The organism is Streptomyces sp. NPDC006372 (assembly GCF_040612515.1).
GTDB lineage: Bacteria > Actinomycetota > Actinomycetes > Streptomycetales > Streptomycetaceae > Streptomyces.
In genome coordinates, this window is record NZ_JBEXQJ010000024.1 from 113,102 (window position 1) to 128,832 (window position 15,731).

Here is a 15,731-nt window from a genome sequence, read left to right on the forward strand (position 1 = left end):
TGGCCTTTCACAGCTTCGTCTGGCTGGGGAAGACGTGCGTGTGGACGCGTACCGTCTCGGCGTCCGGGGTGCCTTCGGGCAGGGGGCGGTAGCTCTGGACGAGCTCGTGCATCTTGCCGACCAGCTCACGGGCGAGTTCGGGAGTGAGCCTCAGCGAAAAGTCGCTGAGGTCCGTGGCGCCGTCCCACTCCTCGCCCCACTCGCTCGCGTTGCCGAGCCAGGTTGCGATCTCCCGGGTGTGAACGTTGGCCATCTCGTACCGGAGCAGGGCCACGGCTCCCCGTACGGTCGGATCCGGGTCCTTGATCAGGGTCTCGTCGATCCGGATGCCCTGGTCCGCCGCTTTCCACCAGCGCTCCCGTCCTTTTCCGCGCTCAGGGGCGTCGGCGACGAAACCGTGCGCGGCGAGTTGCCGTAGGTGGTAGCTGGTGGCACCGCTCGACTCGCCCAGCTTCTCGGCTAGTTGGGAGGCCGTGGCGGGACCGCCGTGTCGCAGCGCGGTCAGCAGCTGCATCCGCAGAGGATGAGCCAGACCTCGCAGGGAGCGGGCATCGAGCAGTCGGGGAGCCGGTTCGTCGGGCATGCGTGCAAAGATAGCCTTGCAAAGATATCTTTGCAACACCTTCTTTGTAACTCACCCCTCCCTGACAAACCCCTCCCTCACCATCCAGTCCAACGCCACCTGATGCGGATCCTCCCCCTCCACGTCCACCTTCGCGTTGAGATCCTGTGCCACCGTGTTGTTCAGCCTCGCCGTCACCGGGTCCAGCACATCCGCGATCGCCGGCCACTCCTTCAGCGTCTTCGTGTGGACCATCGGCGCCGCGTTGTAGTTGGGGAAGAACTTCTTGTCGTCGTCCATGACCACGAGGTTCATGGACTTGATGCGCCCGTCGGTCGTGAACACCTCCCCGTACGTGCAGCGCCCCTTCGCGGTCTGGGTGTAGATGATCCCCGTGTCCATCTGCGTGATGTTCCGCGCCGGCAGATCCATCCCGTACGCCTTCTGCATGCCCGGCAACCCGTCCGCCCGGTTCGCGAACTCGACCTCCACGCACAACCGCACGGCCTCCGGGTCGGGCTTCGCCAGCTTCGCCACGTCCGACATCGTCTTCGTGCCGTACTTCTTCGCGTTCGCCTGGTTCATCGCCAGCGCGTAGGTGTTGTCGAGCGACGACGGCGGCAGCCACGTCAGTCCGTTCGCCGCGTCCTCCTCCCGTACCGCCTCCCACTGCTCGTGCGCATCGACGATGGGCTTGCTGTGGCCCAGGTACGTGATCCAGGCCGTGCCCGTGTACTCGTACCCGGCGTCGGCGTCGCCCTTGCGGACGGCCTCGCGGCTGCCGATCGAGCCCTGGATGCCGGTGCGGTCGATCACGTCCGCACCGGCCGCCTCGAACGCGATGCCCATGATCGAGCCGAGGATCAGCTGCTCGGTGAACGACTTCGAGGTCACCGTCAGATGCGCGCCCTTCAGCGGCTCGCCCCGGCCGATCGAGCCCGGCTGCACGTCGTCGCTCATGGGGGAGCCGCTGGTCAGACCGCAGCCGGAAGCCGCCACCAGCAACGACAGGGCGACCAGCCCCGTACGCCCCCTCATGGCTGCAGTCCCCGCGGCCGCAGCAGCAGCTCGGCGAGCGAGGCCAGCCAGTCGACCAGCAGCGCGAGCGCCACCGTGAGGACCGAGCCCAGGACCAGCACCGGCATCCGCTGGTTGGTGATCCCGGTCGTGATCAGCACGCCGAGGCCGCCGCCCCCGCCGAAGACCGCCAGGGTCGCCGTACCGACGTTCAGGACGAGAGCCGTGCGCACGCCCGCGAGGATCAGCGGGACCGCGAGCGGCAGTTCCACACGGGTCAGTACCCCCGTCGGCGACATGCCGATGCCCCGGCCCGCCTCCAGCAGCGTCGGGTCGTTCGCCTGCAGCCCGGTGATCGTGTTCGACAGCACCGGCAGGATGGCGTAGATGATCATGCCGATCAGGGCGGCTCTGCGGCCGATGCCCAGCCAGATGACGAGGAGCGCCAGCAGGCCGATCGCCGGGGTCGCCTGGCCCGTGTTGGCGAACGCCATCGCCACCGGGGTGGCCTTGCGGAACGTCCCGCGGGTCAGCAGGATGCCCAGCGGGATCGCGATGATCAGCACGAAGAACGTGGAGATCGCGGTCAGCTGGATGTGCTGCCACAGCGCCTTGGAGACCTGGCCGCCGGACAGGGCGTTCCGGGTGAGCGCGTCCAGGTCGGCCTGCTGGAACCAGAGCCAGGTGGCGAGCAGCACCGCCACCAGGGCGACGGGCAGGAGGGTCAGTTTCTGCCGGCTGATGCGAGGCACGGGCGCGGTCCGGGGCGCCTGCGCGGCCGGCTCGGTGACCTCCTGCTCCACCTCGGGAGCGGTCACCGCGCCCCTCCGACGCCGCCGGCGCCGGTGACGCCCAGGTCACCCTCCTGCTCCGCGTGCGTCTGCGCCGCCCGCAGTTCCTCCAGCTCGTGCTGGTGCTCCAGCGCGTCGAGGCGGTCGGCCTCCAGCAGGTCGTGCACGGAGTTCATGAGGGTCTCCATGTCGACCACGCCCGTGTACTCGCCGTGCCGCCCGGTCACCGCCACCCGCCCCGCGTTGTCGGTCAGCACCGCCTCCAGCGCGTCCCGCAGGGTCGCGTCCCGGGTCACCGTGTCGTGCACCAGCGTCCCGGCCCGGGCCAGCGAGCCCCGGGCCCGCATCAGGTCGCCCCGCCGCAGCCACTTGTAGGGGCGGCGCCGCCGGTCGAGCAGCAGGACCTCGTTGGTGCCGCCGGCCCGCAGCCGGTTGAAGATCTGCTGCAACGGATCGTCGATCATGACGGTCGGGTAGTCGGTGATCCCCACGTCCCGGACGCGGGTCAGGTTCAGCCGCTTCAGCGCCGCCCCCGCGCCCACGAACCCGGAGACGAAGTCGTCGGCCGGGTTGGTGAGGATGGCCTCCGGGGTGTCGAACTGCGCGATGTGGGACCGCTCGCGCAGCACGGCGATCCGGTCGCCGATCTTGATCGCCTCGTCGAAGTCGTGCGTGACGAAGACGATCGTCTTGTGCAACTCGTGCTGGAGGCGGATCAGCTCGTCCTGGAGGTGGTCACGCGTGATCGGGTCCACCGCCCCGAACGGCTCGTCCATCAGCAGCACCGGGGGATCGGCGGCGAGGGCCCGCGCCACGCCCACGCGCTGCTGCTGACCGCCGGAGAGCCGGCGCGGGTAGCGGTCGTGGAACTCGCCGGGGTCCAGGCCGACGAGGTCGAGCAGCTCCTCGGTCCGCTCCCTGATCCGGGCCTTCGGCCAGCCGATCATCTTCGGTACCAGCGCGATGTTCTGGGCGACCGTCATGTGCGGGAAGAGCCCGGCGGACTGGATCGCGTAGCCGACCTTGCGGCGCAGCTTGACCGGGTCCATGTCGGTGACGTCCTCACCACCGATCCGGATACGGCCCCCGGTCGGCTCGATCAACCTGTTGATCATCTTGAGCGTGGTCGACTTGCCACAGCCGGACGGGCCGACGAGGACGACGACCTCGCCCGCCCTGATCTCCATGCTGACGTTGTCCACGGCCGGCTGCGCACTGCCGGGGAACTGCTTGGACAGGCCCTCCAGCTCGATGGAGGCGCCGTGATCACTCGTCTCAGGCACGGATCCCCCTGGAGATGGTCAGCCGTCCGATCAGGACGTACGCGGCGTCGAACAACAGCGCCAGGACGATGATGCCGAGGGTGCCCGCGAGGACCTGGTTGAGCGCGTTGGCGCTGCCCAGCGAGGCGAGGCCGCGGAAGATGACGTTGCCGAGGCCGGGCCCGGAGGCGTACGCCGCGATGGCCGCGATGCCCATCAGCATCTGGGTGGAGACCCGGATCCCGGTCAGGATCGGCGGCCAGGCCAGCGGCAGCTCGACCCGCAGCAGCCGGACCGGGCGGGACATGCCGATGCCGTCGGCCGCGTCCACCAGCGACGGGTCGACCCCGCGCAGGCCGACGATGGCGTTGCGCACCACCGGCAGCAGCCCGTACAGCGTCAGCGCGATGACCGTGGGCGGCACGCCCAGCCCCACGACAGGGATGAGCAGACCGATCAGGGCGAGCGCCGGAACCGTCAGGATGGTGGCCGTGGTCGTCGTCGCGACGTTCCCGGCCCACTCGCTGCGGTAGGTGACCACGCCGATGAGCACCCCGAGCACGGTCGCCACGACCATGCACTGGAAGACGACGCTCGCGTGCTGGTAGGCGTCCGTGAGCAGCTGCTGGTGCCGGTTCTGCAGGTACTCCCAGAAGTTCACACGCGCTCACCCCTAGACGTCAGGTCTCCTCCGCGGCCTGCTCCACGAGCGGGATGATCCGCAGCGGAACGGGGTTCTCCATGACGATCGCCGTGGAGGCCCGGACGATGCCATCAAAACCGACGACGCGGTCGATCACCCGCTGGAGATCGGCGTTCGAGCGGGCCACCAGCCGGCACAGCATGTCCCCGCTGCCCGTGGTGGTGTGCAGCTCCAGCACCTCGGGCACGGTCGCCAAGTGGGCCCGCACGTCGGCGCCTTGACCCTGCCGGATCTGCAGCGTCGCGAACGCCGTCACCGGGTAGCCGAGCGCCGCCGGGTCCACCTCGGGGCCGAAGCCGCGGATGACTCCGTTCGACTGAAGCCGGTCGAGCCGCGCCTGCACCGTGCCGCGGGCCACGCCCAGCCGCCGTGACATCTCCAGCACCCCGATCCGCGGCTCCCGGGCGAGCAGCAGGATGATCCGGCCGTCCAGATGATCGATCGCCACAGCAGCCTCCCGGGGGTGGTCATCCTGTACAGAAAGGCCGGTGATACGGCCGTACCGCTGAACAGATTGCCCAGCGGAGACGCAAACTATTGCGCACCTTGCCGAGTGGGGAGACCCTGCGGCTATGACGCAGACCACACACCACACTCCCGACACCGCACGGCAGGCCGACCCCTTCCCGGTCAAGGGAATGGACGCGGTCGTCTTCGCCGTGGGCAACGCCAAGCAGGCTGCGCACTACTACTCCACCGCCTTCGGCATGAAGCTGGTCGCCTACTCCGGACCGGAGAACGGCAACCGCGAGACCGCTGCGTACGTCCTCGAGAACGGCTCCGCCCGCTTCGTCCTCACCTCGGTCATCAAGCCCGCCACCGACTGGGGCCACTTCCTCGCGAAGCACGTGGCCGAGCACGGTGACGGCGTCGTCGACCTCGCCATCGAGGTGCCGGACGCGCGCGCCGCGTACGCCTACGCCCTGGAGCACGGAGCCCGCTCGGTCGCCGAGCCGTACGAGCAGAAGGACGAGCACGGCACGGTCGTCCTGGCCGCCATCGCCACGTACGGCGAGACCCGCCACACCCTCGTGGAGCGCTCCGGCTACGACGGCCCGTACCTGCCGGGCTACGTGGCGGCCCAGCCGATCGTCGAACCGCCCGCGCAGCGCACCTTCCAGGCGATCGACCACTGCGTCGGCAACGTCGAACTCGGCCGTATGAACGAATGGGTCGGCTTCTACAACAAGGTGATGGGCTTCACGAACATGAAGGAGTTCGTGGGGGACGACATCGCCACCGAGTACAGCGCGCTGATGTCGAAGGTCGTCGCCGACGGCACGCTCAAGGTCAAGTTCCCGATCAACGAGCCGGCCGTCGCCAAGAAGAAGTCCCAGATCGACGAGTACCTGGAGTTCTACGGCGGCGCGGGCGTCCAGCACATCGCGCTCAACACCAACGACATCGTGCAGACGGTCCGTACGATGCGGGCGGCCGGCGTCGAGTTCCTCAACACGCCCGACTCGTACTACGACACTCTGGGGGAGTGGGTCGGCGAGACCCGGGTCCCGATCGACACCCTGCGCGAGCTGAAGATCCTCGCCGACCGCGACGAGGACGGCTACCTGCTGCAGATCTTCACCAAGCCGGTCCAGGACCGTCCGACCGTCTTCTTCGAGATCATCGAGCGGCACGGCTCGATGGGCTTTGGCAAGGGCAACTTCAAGGCCCTCTTCGAAGCGATCGAACGCGAACAGGCCCGCCGCGGCAACCTGTAGCCCGAGAGCCGGCCAGGGCCGTGCGGGTGTCACGGGGCACCCGCCCGCCCCGGGCCCCGCTCGTCCGGACCTCGGCCGTCGCCGCTACACCGCCGGCGGCACTCGCCGGTCCGGCCCGCGCCTGCCCGGGGCCTGTCCGTCCGCTCCGTCCGTCCCGGCCTCGGCCGTCGGGGGTTCGCCGGTCCGGACCTCGGCAGTCGCCGCTACACCGCCGGCGGCACTCGCCGGTTCGGACCGCGCCTGCCCGGGGCCTGTCCCTCCGGCCCGTCCGTCCCGGCCTCGGCCGTCGGGGACCCCGCCGGGTGCCGTCCATCCGGGCCCGCCCGGAACTCGCCGGTCCGGCCCGCGCCCGTCCGGCCCGCCCGTCCCGGCCTTGGCCGTCGGGGATTCGCCCGCCCGGACCGCGCCCGTCCGGGCCCGCCCGGGGCGTGCGCGCCCGGACCTCGGCCGTCGGGGCCCGTCCCGGTGGATCCCGCCCGGGCCCCGCTCCCGTCAGCCCGCGCCCATCTCCGGCACCCCCACGTCCGGCGGCTCCCCCAGTGAGTCGATCGCCGACTGGGCCACCCGTACGTACAGGGGCGAGAAGTGCGGGTTGATGCGCAGTGCCTCCGTGAGGTGGCGCCGGGCGGCGCCGTAGCGCTCCAGCTCCCGCTCGATCATGCCGCGGTGGTACGTGTACACCGCGCTGCGCACCCCGCCGCTGTGCTTCTCGTCCGTCGCCCGCACCGCGAACCGCAGCGCCTCCTCGTGCTTCCCGGCCCGGTGCAGTGCCCAGCCCAGCGCGTCGGCCACCTCCGTCCCGGGCTGCCGGCGCCACTCCGCGCGCAACCGCCGTACCGCGGCCCGCGGATCGCCGTGGTCCGCCTCGAACTGCCCCAGCACCAGTTCCTCGTCGGCCCCGCCCGCGGCAGCGCCCCGCACCCGCTCGCGCAGCAGGTCGTACTGCACCCGGGCGGCCTCCGGCATGCCCAGCGCCTCGTACAACTCGCCCAGCTCCAGGGCGTACCGGGGGCACGGCTGCTTGGCGAGCGCCACCCGGTACGCGCTCAGCGCCTGCGTCGTCCGGCCCAGGGCCGCCAGCGCCCGGCCCTGCCCGGCCTGCGCGGCCCGCTGGTCGGGGTCGAGGCGCACCGCCTCCTGGAAGTACCGCAGCGCGTCCTGGAGGTCACCACGCTCCCAGGCCAGCTGCCCGGCCCGCTCCAGGTAGGCGGCCCGTTCGGCCGGGGCCTGCGCGCCCGCCGCCGCGTCCGCCAGCGCGGCGGCGGCGTCCTCGCGCCGGCCGTGGTCCCGGTAGACGCCCGCGGCCCGCGCCAGCACGGCCGGCCCCGAGCGCAGCTCCGTCAGCCGCTCCAGCATCCGCTCGGCCGACTCGTGCTCGCCGAGCCCGGTGTAGGCGTCGATGAGCAGCGGATACGTCGTCCACCTCCGCGGCTCCAGCTTCAGCGCCGCCTCACCCCACCGGCGCGCGGCGGGGAAGTCCCGGCGCGCGCCCGCCAGCGCGGCCAGCCCGGCCAGGGCCTCCGTGTTCCGCTTCGGCCGTGCCTTCAGCGACGTACGCAACGCCTTCTCGGCGCGCGGGTAGTACGCCGGGTCCGCCAGCCGCCGCCCCTGCTCGCCGTAGGCCGCCCCGAGCACGGCCCAGGACCGGGCGTCCTTCGGGTGCTTGCGCAGCCGCTTCTCCCGCTCGTCGATCAGTTCCGCCAGGTCGGGCAGCGCGGCCGGCACCCCGGTGGTGACCGCCGCCATGGCCACCGCCCCCGGCGACGGCGGGGCCGGCGGCTCGGGCCGTTCCTCCGGACGCAGCAGCACCAGCACCCCGCCGAGCACGGCACACCCCGCGACGCAGGCGAGCACCACCCGCGAGCCGCGCAAGCGGGGTCTCGAACGGCCGCGCGCCTCCCGGTCCGGACCGCGCGCCTCCCCGTTCGGGCCCTCCTGCTGGTTCTCCATGACGCTCACTGTGCGTCAGTACGACGACCACACCCGGGCAGGCGAAGGGTGCCGCCGACGGGGTTCACACCGATGGCCCCGGGTGCGAACCTTTGATCATGAGCCGTATCGAAGCGCGCAGCTCCGAGGACACCGAAACGTCCGGGAACCTGATCGACCTCCTGCTCAGCGGCCTTCCCGCCGAGGCGGTCCTCACCGACCCGGACGTCACCGCCTCCTACGCCAACGACATGGCGAGCTTCTGCCCGGCCGGCACCCCGGCCGTCGTCGTGCTGCCCCGCACGGTCGAACAGGTCCAGCACGTGATGCGCACCGCCACCGCCCTGCGCGTCCCGGTCGTCCCGCAGGGCGCCCGCACCGGCCTGTCGGGCGCGGCGAACGCCTCCGAGGGCTGCGTCGTGCTCTCCCTGACGAAGATGGACCGGATCCTGGAGATCAGCCCGGTGGACCGCATCGCCGTCGTCGAGCCCGGCGTGATCAACGCCGCCCTCTCCCGGGCCGTCGGCGAACACGGCCTGTACTACCCGCCGGACCCCTCCAGCTGGGAGATGTGCACCATCGGCGGCAACATCGGCACCGCCTCGGGCGGCCTGTGCTGCGTGAAGTACGGGGTGACCGCCGAGTACGTCCTCGGACTGGACGTGGTGCTGGCCGACGGCCGTCTCATGTCCACCGGCCGCCGCACCGCCAAGGGCGTCGCCGGGTACGACCTGACCCGCCTGTTCGTCGGCTCCGAGGGCTCGCTCGGCATCGTCGTACGGGCCGTGCTCGGTCTGCGTCCCAAGCCGCCCGAGCAGCTGGTGCTGGCCGCCGAGTTCGCCTCCGGGGCCGCCGCCTGCGACGCGGTGTGCCGGATCATGGAGGGCGGCCACGTCCCGTCACTCCTCGAACTCATGGACCGTACGACGGTCAAGGCCGTCAACGACCTGGCCCAGATGGGCCTCCCGGAGAGCACCGAGGGGCTGCTGCTCGCCGCGTTCGACAGCACCGACCCGGCTGCCGACCTGGCCGCCGTCGGCGCGCTGTGCGAGGCCGCCGGCGCCACCCAGGTCGTACCGGCCGACGACGCCGCCGAGTCCGAACTGCTCCTCCAGGCGCGGCGGCTGTCGCTCACCGCGTTGGAGAAGGTGAAGGGCGTGACGATGATCGACGACGTGTGCGTGCCCCGCTCCCGGCTCGCCGAGATGCTCGAAGGGGTCGACCGGATCGCCGAGAAGTACCGGCTCACCATCGGGGTCGTCGCCCACGCGGGGGACGGCAACACCCATCCGACGGTGTGTTTCGACCCGGCGGACCCCGACGAGTCCCGGCGCGCCCGCGAGTCCTTCGACGAGATCATGGCCCTCGGCCTGGAGCTCGGCGGCACCATCACCGGCGAGCACGGCGTCGGCGTCCTGAAGAAGGAGTGGCTGGCGCGCGAGATCGGCCCCGTGGGGCTGGAGATGCAGCGGGCCGTGAAGCAGGCCTTCGACCCGCTGAACATCCTGAACCCGGGCAAGCTCTTCTGACACCGAGGGGGTCACTGGGCGAGCAACTGGTCCAGCTCGTCGTCGAGACCGAGCCGTTCACCCTCCGTCCCCGGCGGGACGACCCGCAGCGTGCGCTCCAGCCAGGCCGACACCACCCCCGCCGGGGCCTCCAGCAGGGCGTCCCCGTCGGGTGAACTCAGCGCCATCAGCACCACGCCGCGGCCCTCGGTCCTCGTCGGCCAGACCCGCACGTCCCCCTGCCCGCAGGGCCGGAACACCCCCTCCACCAGCAGCTCCCGGGCGAACGTCCAGTGCACGGGGTGCTCGGAGGTGGTGTGGAAGGTGACGTGCACGGCGTACGGATCGTCGGTGGCGTACCCGAGCCGGGCGGGCACCGGGATCCGGCGCTCCGGCGACAGGACGAGTTTCAGCTCCAGTTCCCGCTCCACGACGGTGTGCATGGCGGTGTTCCCTTCTCCTGACGGCTGCCCGTGAGGGCCGGTCAGGGGGAGAGAGCGCGCGGGGGCGCCGGCATTACGCGCCTTCCCGGAAGTTTTTTCGCAGGGGGATCCGCCGAAGCGGCGCGGTGCGTAGCACATCGGTGCTCGAAAGGGGTGGGTCCCGTGGGAGCGGCGGTGGGGGTTGCGCTCGTCTGATAGATGTGGAGGCCCCCATTTGGCCCTCGAGCAGATAGCGGGACGACGGAGATGAGCGCCCCAACCCCGGCCCCCGGTGACGACAGGCCCCGCGAAGGGTATTACCCGGACCCGTCCATTCCTGGATACGTCCGGTACTGGAACGGTGCCTCCTGGGTACCGGGCACCAGCCGTCCGGCGCCCCAGGACGGCGAGACGCTCGCGCCGCCGCCCGGTGCGGGGCAGTCCGGCGCCGCCGCCTCGGTCGAGGAGACCGGCCCGCACTTCTTCGACGAGGACCCGGTCGAGGAGCCCTCCGCCGCCGACTCCCAGCACGGCAGCCGTCCCGAGCCCGCGTCCGCCTGGGGCGCCGACCGCTCCCACCAGTCCGGCTTCGGCGGCCAGGACCGCCGCGTCTCCTGGGGGTCACCGCCGGTGGCGCAGGAGACGGGCGGGCAGGGCGCCGACCCGAGGGTGGCGCACGCCGACGGCGGGCCCTCCGGCGAGTCCGCCCGCACCGAGGGCACGGCGAACGTCCCGCCCGCCGCTGCCGACCAGGAGTCCGGGGCGGCGGCCGCGGGCAACACGTTCGTCTTCCGCCGCCCGACGGGGAAGTCCGGGGGCGAGCAAGGGGCCTCCGCCGAGGCACCCGACGAGGGCACGATGACGTTCCGCGCGGTGCCGCCGCGCACGGGCCCGGGCGGAGCTGTTTCCGGGGGTGCTGCGTCCGGGGGCGGTCCGGCGGGGTCCGGTTTCGGCGCGCAGGCGGGCGGCTCCGGGGGCGGCTCCGGGGGCGGCTCGGCAGGGCCCGGGTTCGGCGCACAGTCCCCTGCGGCAGGCCCCGGCGCCGGCCCGGCGGGCTCCGGCTTCGGCCCGGCGGCCCCGGCCGACCCCTCGAACCGCCCCGGCTTCGGCGCGGCGGCCCCGGCCGATCCCTCGAACCGCCCCGGTTTCGGTGCCGGCAAGGCCGCGGCCGCCCGTGCCGCCGCCGCGCAGAGCGGGCCCGGGGGCGCCGGAGCCCAGGCCTCCGCCGCCCCGACAGCCCTGTCGGGTCCCCAGTCGGCCCCCGTCGTACCTCCGCAGTCCGGCGCACCCGCCTCCTCCGCCGCCACCCCCCTCGCCGCCGGCCCCGGCGGCGGCCAGTCCTCCTGGGCGCAGCAGGTGCACCGGCTCGCCGGAGCGGGCGGGGGTGACGAGCAGCCCGTCGCGCCCTGGAAGCCGCCGGTCGAGGACCCGTTCCAGGCAGCGGCCCGGCGGCAGGCGGCGGCCCGCCCCGCGGGGCTGGGGAAGCGGCTGGTCGCCCGGCTGCTGGACACCGTCGTCCTCGCCGGCCTCACCGCCGGGGCCGCCGTACCGCTCGGCATCAAGGCCGTCGATCACGTCGACGAGAAGATCGACGCGGCCAAGCTCTCCGGCGAGACCGTCACGGTCTGGCTGCTCGACGGCACCACGTCGGTGTACCTCGGCATCGTCCTGGCGGTCCTGCTGCTCGTCGGCGTCGTCGCCGAGGTGCTGCCCACCGTCAAGTGGGGCCGCACCCTCGGCAAGAAGCTGATGGGTCTCGAGGTACGGGACATCGAGGGCCACGAGGCCCCGGAGTTCGGCGCGGCCCTGCGCCGCTGGCTGGTCTACAGCGTGCCCGGACTCCTCGTCGTGGGGATCGTCGGAGTCGTCTGGTGCGTCTTCGACAAGCCGTGGCGCCAGTGCTGGCACGACAAGGCGGCGCACACGTTCGTGGCGGGCTGAGGGGCCCTTGAGCGTCCCCGACCGCCCGTACCCCGGACGGCCGTCTGCCGGATGCGGAGCCGGGGTGTTCGCGGTCGACTCGGGCCATGAGCAGTGAACCGCCCCCCGGCTCCGGTCAGCAGCCCCCGGAAGACGACCCGTTCAGGAAGCGGCCCCCGCACGAGCCGCCCGGTGGGGACACGGGCTCGCCCTACGGGAGCGAACCCCCGCCGTATTCGGGAGGCGGCCAGGGCGGGGACCAAGGGGGCGGCCAGGGCGGAGAGCGAGGCGGCGGCGGTTCCCCGTACGGCGGTGGCTCCTACCCAGCCGACCCCCTCGCCGGCATGCCCCCGCTGGCCGACAGCGGCAAGCGCACGCTCGCCCGCATCATCGACATGATCCTCGTGGGTGTCGTCGTCTGGCTGCTCACCTGGGGCATCGGCGTCAGCGAGTTCGACGTGGACAGCGATCGCATCCAGGTCAGCAAGTCCTTGTGGCAGTCGGCGGTCGCCGCCGTCCTCTACATCGCCTACGACACCGTCCTGACCACCAGGACCGGCCAGACCCTCGGCAAGAAACTGCTGCACATGCGGGTGGCCGACCTCGACGACGGCAGCACGCCCTCCGTGCAGGGCTCGCTCTCACGTGCCGCGGTGCTGTGGATCCCGTTCGCCTTCTGCTGTGCCTGCGTCTGGACCGCGATCTGCGGCGGCTGGAGCTACTTCGACCGGCCCTACAAGCAGGGCCTGCACGACAAGGCGGCAAAAACGGTCGTGGTCAGCACCGATTGAGGCACGGGTGGATCACCCGGCGGTCAGGAGACCGCCCGCTCGCGCACCGGCTCCGGGGCCGGCGCGGTGACCGTGGCCCGTACGGGCTCCGCGGGGGCGGGCCGTTCCACCGAGGCGGGGCGCCTGCCGGGCAGCGGCACCGTCATGGCGACCAGCAGCCCGAGGGCGAGCGCCGCGACGGCGATGATCGCGATCCCCACGCCCGAACTCGTCTGCGACAGCAGCAGCATGGCGATGGTCGAGAGGATCACAGTGCAGGAACCGTAGGCGAGCTGTGCGGCGGTCGGACGGGGCATGGCCATCATGTCCTCGAAAGTGGGTGTCCACGGGGGTGTCGGCCTGGCATTCCGCCAGCTTCCGGGCGTTCCGCCAAGCGACTCTAACCGGCAGGGTGCCCGAGCGGAACGCGCGGTAAGCGTGACCTAATCAACAGGGCCGGAGCACAGGGGGCGCACGGAGTCATGGCGTCCAAGGGGTGGACATATGCACGCGCCCACTGCCGGATGGGCATCCCACTGGTTGTCCGTAAAACGAACGCCACCTCCGCATAGTGCACTTGACTTGTCCAAGTCAAGGTCTGTCTTTTCTGCTTAACCTCTAGTCAAATGTCGTCACTTGACTACACGCGTTGATCACGCGCGCGCGGACCCTGCCAGACCCAGGACCCTTCCCTCCGCGCGCCCGAACGCGGGGGAGGAACTCAAGTGACCAGAAGACCCTGGACGTTCAGAGCCGCCGCCATCGGTGTGGCGCTCGCGGCGGCCACCGCCACCGGCTCGGCTCTCGGTGTGGCGCAGGCCGACGACGCCTCCGCCCCGAGGTCCACCACCGTGGACCGGCACGACCCGGCGGATCGCCACGGCTCCGAGCACGACCTCGAGGGCCCGCTGAGCAAGACCCAGGAGGCGCAGCGCGAAGAGGCCCTGAAGCAGGTCATATCCGGCAAGACCAAGGTCAAGGACCGCGAGGGCTCGAAGGTCGTCCAGCTCAAGAGCAAGAAGGGCGACAGCAAGTACGTCGAGCTCGGCCGCGAGAAGACCGACAAGATCTTCACGATCCTGGTCGAGTTCGGCGACCAGATCAGCGAGTTCGGCGGCACCCCCGGCCCGCTGCACAACAAGATAGCCAAGCCGGACCGCAAGAAGGACAACTCCACGGCCTGGCGCGCGGACTACAACCAGAAGTACTTCGAGGACCTCTACTTCGGCACCGGCAAGAACACCGAGTCGGTGAAGAAGTACTACGAGAGGCAGTCCTCCGGCCGCTACTCGGTCGAGGGCGAGGTCTCGGACTGGGTCAAGGTCCCCTACAACGAGGCGCGTTACGGCAACAACGCCTGCGGTGACACCAACTGCCCGAGCGTGTGGAACGTCGTCAAGGACGGTCTGAACGCCTGGGTCGCCCAGCAGAAGGCGGCCGGCCGCACCGACGCCCAGATCAAGGCGGACGTCAAGCAGTACGACCAGTGGGACCGCTACGACTTCGACGGCGACGGCGACTTCAACGAGCCGGACGGCTACATCGACCACTTCCAGGTCGTGCACGCAGGTGAGGACGAGTCCGCCGGCGGCGGCGTCCAGGGCGAGGACGCGATCTGGGCCCACCGCTGGTACGCCTTCGGCACCGACGCCGGCGCCACCGGCCCCGCGGACAACAAGCTCGGCGGCGCGAAGATCGGCGACACCGGCATCTGGGTCGGCGACTACACCGTCCAGCCGGAGAACGGCGGACTCGGCGTCTACGCCCACGAGTACGGCCACGACCTCGGCCTGCCGGACCACTACGACACCACCGGCGCCGGCGACAACTCCACCGGCTTCTGGACCCTGATGTCCTCCGGCTCCTGGCTCGGCACCGGCAAGAACGAGATCGGTGACCTGCCGGGCGACATGACCGCCTGGGACAAGATGCAGCTGGGCTGGCTCAAGTACGACACGGCGAAGGCCGCGACGAACTCCTGGCACAAGCTGGGTCTCGCCGAGTACAACACCAAGCACAAGCAGGCGCTCGTGGTCGACCTGCCGAAGCGGGCCGTCACCACCGAACTCGTCAAGCCCGCCCAGGGCGCCACCCAGTGGTGGAGCGGCAGCGGCAACGACCTGAAGAACACGCTGACCCGTTCCGTCGACCTGACCGGCAAGACGTCGGCGTCGCTGACCCTCGACGGCTGGTACGAGATCGAGGCCAACTACGACTACCTCTACGCCGAGGTCTCGACCGACGGCGGCGCCAACTGGACCGCTCTGGACGGCACGGTGGACGGTCAGCCGATCCCGCGTGACGGCAGCGACAAGCCGGCCCTGACCGGCACGGTCGACGCGTACAAGAAGCTGGCGTTCCCGCTGGACGCCTACGCGGGCAAGAAGATCGACCTGCGCTTCCGCTACCAGACCGACGGCGGCCTGGCGATGAAGGGCTTCGCGGCCGACCGGATCACCGTGACCGCCGACGGTGCCGCCGTCTTCTCCGACGACGCCGAGTCCGCGGACCCGGCCTGGAAGGCGAACGGCTTCTCCCGCATGGGCGCGTCCTTCACCAAGGACTACGCGCAGTACTACATCGCGGAGAACCGCCAGTACGTGTCGTACGACAAGACCCTCAAGGTCGGCCCGTACAACTTCGGTTCCAAGGCCCGTCCGGACTGGGTGGAGCACTACCCGTACCAGAACGGCCTGTTGATCTGGAAGTGGGACACCTCCCAGGCGGACAACAACACCAGCGCCCACCCGGGCACCGGTCTGGTCCTGCCGATCGACTCGCACCCGAAGGCACTGAAGTGGTCCGACGGCACACTGATGCGCAACCGCGTCCAGGCCTACGACTCGCCCTTCAGCCTGTACCGCACCGACGGCATCACGCTGCACAACGCGGACGTCGCGACCAAGATCAAGTCGTCGAAGGGTGTCTCGGTCTTCAACGACCGCACCAGCACCTACTACGACCCGGCGAACAAGACCGGTGGCGTCAAGGTCACTGACACCAACACCAAGATCAAGATCATCAAGGAGGCCAAGGACGGCTCGACGATCGAGCTCGAGGTCGGCCCCGCGGTGAAGTAAAACGCGTTTTAGCAGGTCAGAGCGTGATCGGCGGTGACCCCCTGGCGGG

At 71.1% G+C, this 15,731-nt stretch carries 14 protein-coding genes; 5 read left to right on the forward strand and 9 right to left on the reverse strand.

Annotation, left to right across the window (positions count from 1 at the left end):
* Positions 1–7 precede the first annotated feature (7 nt).
* Genes ABZ016_RS29260 through ABZ016_RS29285 form a run of 6 tightly spaced genes read right to left on the reverse strand, consistent with a single transcriptional unit; the run spans position 8 to position 4,783 of the window.
* On the reverse strand, positions 8–583 hold the full coding sequence (locus tag ABZ016_RS29260) for a winged helix-turn-helix domain-containing protein (protein WP_356919688.1): 576 nt from the start codon (positions 581–583) through the stop codon (positions 8–10).
* Between the two features lie 51 nt (positions 584–634).
* A complete protein-coding gene (locus tag ABZ016_RS29265) occupies positions 635–1,600 on the reverse strand; it encodes a glycine betaine ABC transporter substrate-binding protein (RefSeq protein ID WP_356919689.1) in 966 nt (321 codons plus the stop codon).
* Positions 1,597–2,382: an ABC transporter permease gene (locus tag ABZ016_RS29270; RefSeq protein WP_356919720.1), complete on the reverse strand. Its 786-nt coding sequence runs from the start codon at positions 2,380–2,382 to the stop codon at positions 1,597–1,599. Before ABZ016_RS29270 ends, ABZ016_RS29265 begins: the two co-directional genes overlap by 4 nt.
* An 11-nt stretch (positions 2,383–2,393) precedes the next feature.
* On the reverse strand, positions 2,394–3,653 hold the full coding sequence (locus ABZ016_RS29275) for a betaine/proline/choline family ABC transporter ATP-binding protein (protein ID WP_356919690.1): 1,260 nt from the start codon (positions 3,651–3,653) through the stop codon (positions 2,394–2,396).
* On the reverse strand, positions 3,646–4,293 hold the full coding sequence (locus ABZ016_RS29280) for an ABC transporter permease (RefSeq protein ID WP_356919691.1): 648 nt from the start codon (positions 4,291–4,293) through the stop codon (positions 3,646–3,648). Before ABZ016_RS29280 ends, ABZ016_RS29275 begins: the two co-directional genes overlap by 8 nt.
* Before the next feature lie 19 nt (positions 4,294–4,312).
* A complete protein-coding gene (locus tag ABZ016_RS29285) occupies positions 4,313–4,783 on the reverse strand; it encodes an Lrp/AsnC family transcriptional regulator (protein ID WP_020277695.1) in 471 nt (156 codons plus the stop codon).
* A gap of 124 nt (positions 4,784–4,907) precedes the next feature.
* On the opposite strand from ABZ016_RS29285, the gene hppD reads away from it, so the two are divergent.
* The gene (gene hppD / locus ABZ016_RS29290; protein WP_356919692.1) at positions 4,908–6,053 is read left to right on the forward strand and encodes a 4-hydroxyphenylpyruvate dioxygenase; all 1,146 of its coding nucleotides are present in this window, start codon (positions 4,908–4,910) and stop codon (positions 6,051–6,053) included.
* A 492-nt stretch (positions 6,054–6,545) separates the two neighbouring features.
* Here hppD and ABZ016_RS29295 read toward each other — a convergent pair whose 3' ends face one another.
* Positions 6,546–8,003, reverse strand: coding sequence for a tetratricopeptide repeat protein (locus ABZ016_RS29295; RefSeq protein WP_356919693.1), 1,458 nt, complete (start codon positions 8,001–8,003; stop codon positions 6,546–6,548).
* A gap of 92 nt (positions 8,004–8,095) precedes the next feature.
* Between ABZ016_RS29295 and ABZ016_RS29300 the strand changes: the two genes are divergently transcribed.
* Positions 8,096–9,511 carry an FAD-linked oxidase C-terminal domain-containing protein gene (locus tag ABZ016_RS29300; protein ID WP_356919694.1) on the forward strand — a complete coding sequence of 472 codons (1,416 nt, stop codon included), beginning with the start codon at positions 8,096–8,098 and terminating at the stop codon, positions 9,509–9,511.
* Positions 9,512–9,522: 11 nt separating this feature from the next.
* Here ABZ016_RS29300 and ABZ016_RS29305 read toward each other — a convergent pair whose 3' ends face one another.
* On the reverse strand, positions 9,523–9,933 hold the full coding sequence (locus tag ABZ016_RS29305; RefSeq protein WP_356919695.1) for an SsgA family sporulation/cell division regulator: 411 nt from the start codon (positions 9,931–9,933) through the stop codon (positions 9,523–9,525).
* 246 nt (positions 9,934–10,179) lie between these two features.
* Here ABZ016_RS29305 and ABZ016_RS29310 point away from each other — a divergent pair, with 246 nt between their 5' ends.
* Both ABZ016_RS29310 and ABZ016_RS29315 read left to right on the forward strand, forming a co-directional pair.
* Complete coding sequence (locus ABZ016_RS29310) at positions 10,180–11,853, forward strand: RDD family protein (RefSeq protein WP_356919696.1); 1,674 nt, start codon at positions 10,180–10,182, stop codon at positions 11,851–11,853.
* 86 nt (positions 11,854–11,939) lie between these two features.
* Positions 11,940–12,623, forward strand: a complete 684-nt coding sequence (locus tag ABZ016_RS29315) for an RDD family protein (RefSeq protein WP_356919697.1) — start codon at positions 11,940–11,942, stop codon at positions 12,621–12,623.
* A gap of 23 nt (positions 12,624–12,646) precedes the next feature.
* Here the strand turns inward: ABZ016_RS29315 and ABZ016_RS29320 are convergent, their stop codons facing one another.
* On the reverse strand, positions 12,647–12,925 hold the full coding sequence (locus ABZ016_RS29320; RefSeq protein WP_356919721.1) for a hypothetical protein: 279 nt from the start codon (positions 12,923–12,925) through the stop codon (positions 12,647–12,649).
* 402 nt (positions 12,926–13,327) lie between these two features.
* Here ABZ016_RS29320 and ABZ016_RS29325 point away from each other — a divergent pair, with 402 nt between their 5' ends.
* Complete coding sequence (locus ABZ016_RS29325) at positions 13,328–15,682, forward strand: immune inhibitor A domain-containing protein (RefSeq protein ID WP_356919698.1); 2,355 nt, start codon at positions 13,328–13,330, stop codon at positions 15,680–15,682.
* Positions 15,683–15,731: the final 49 nt, after the last annotated feature.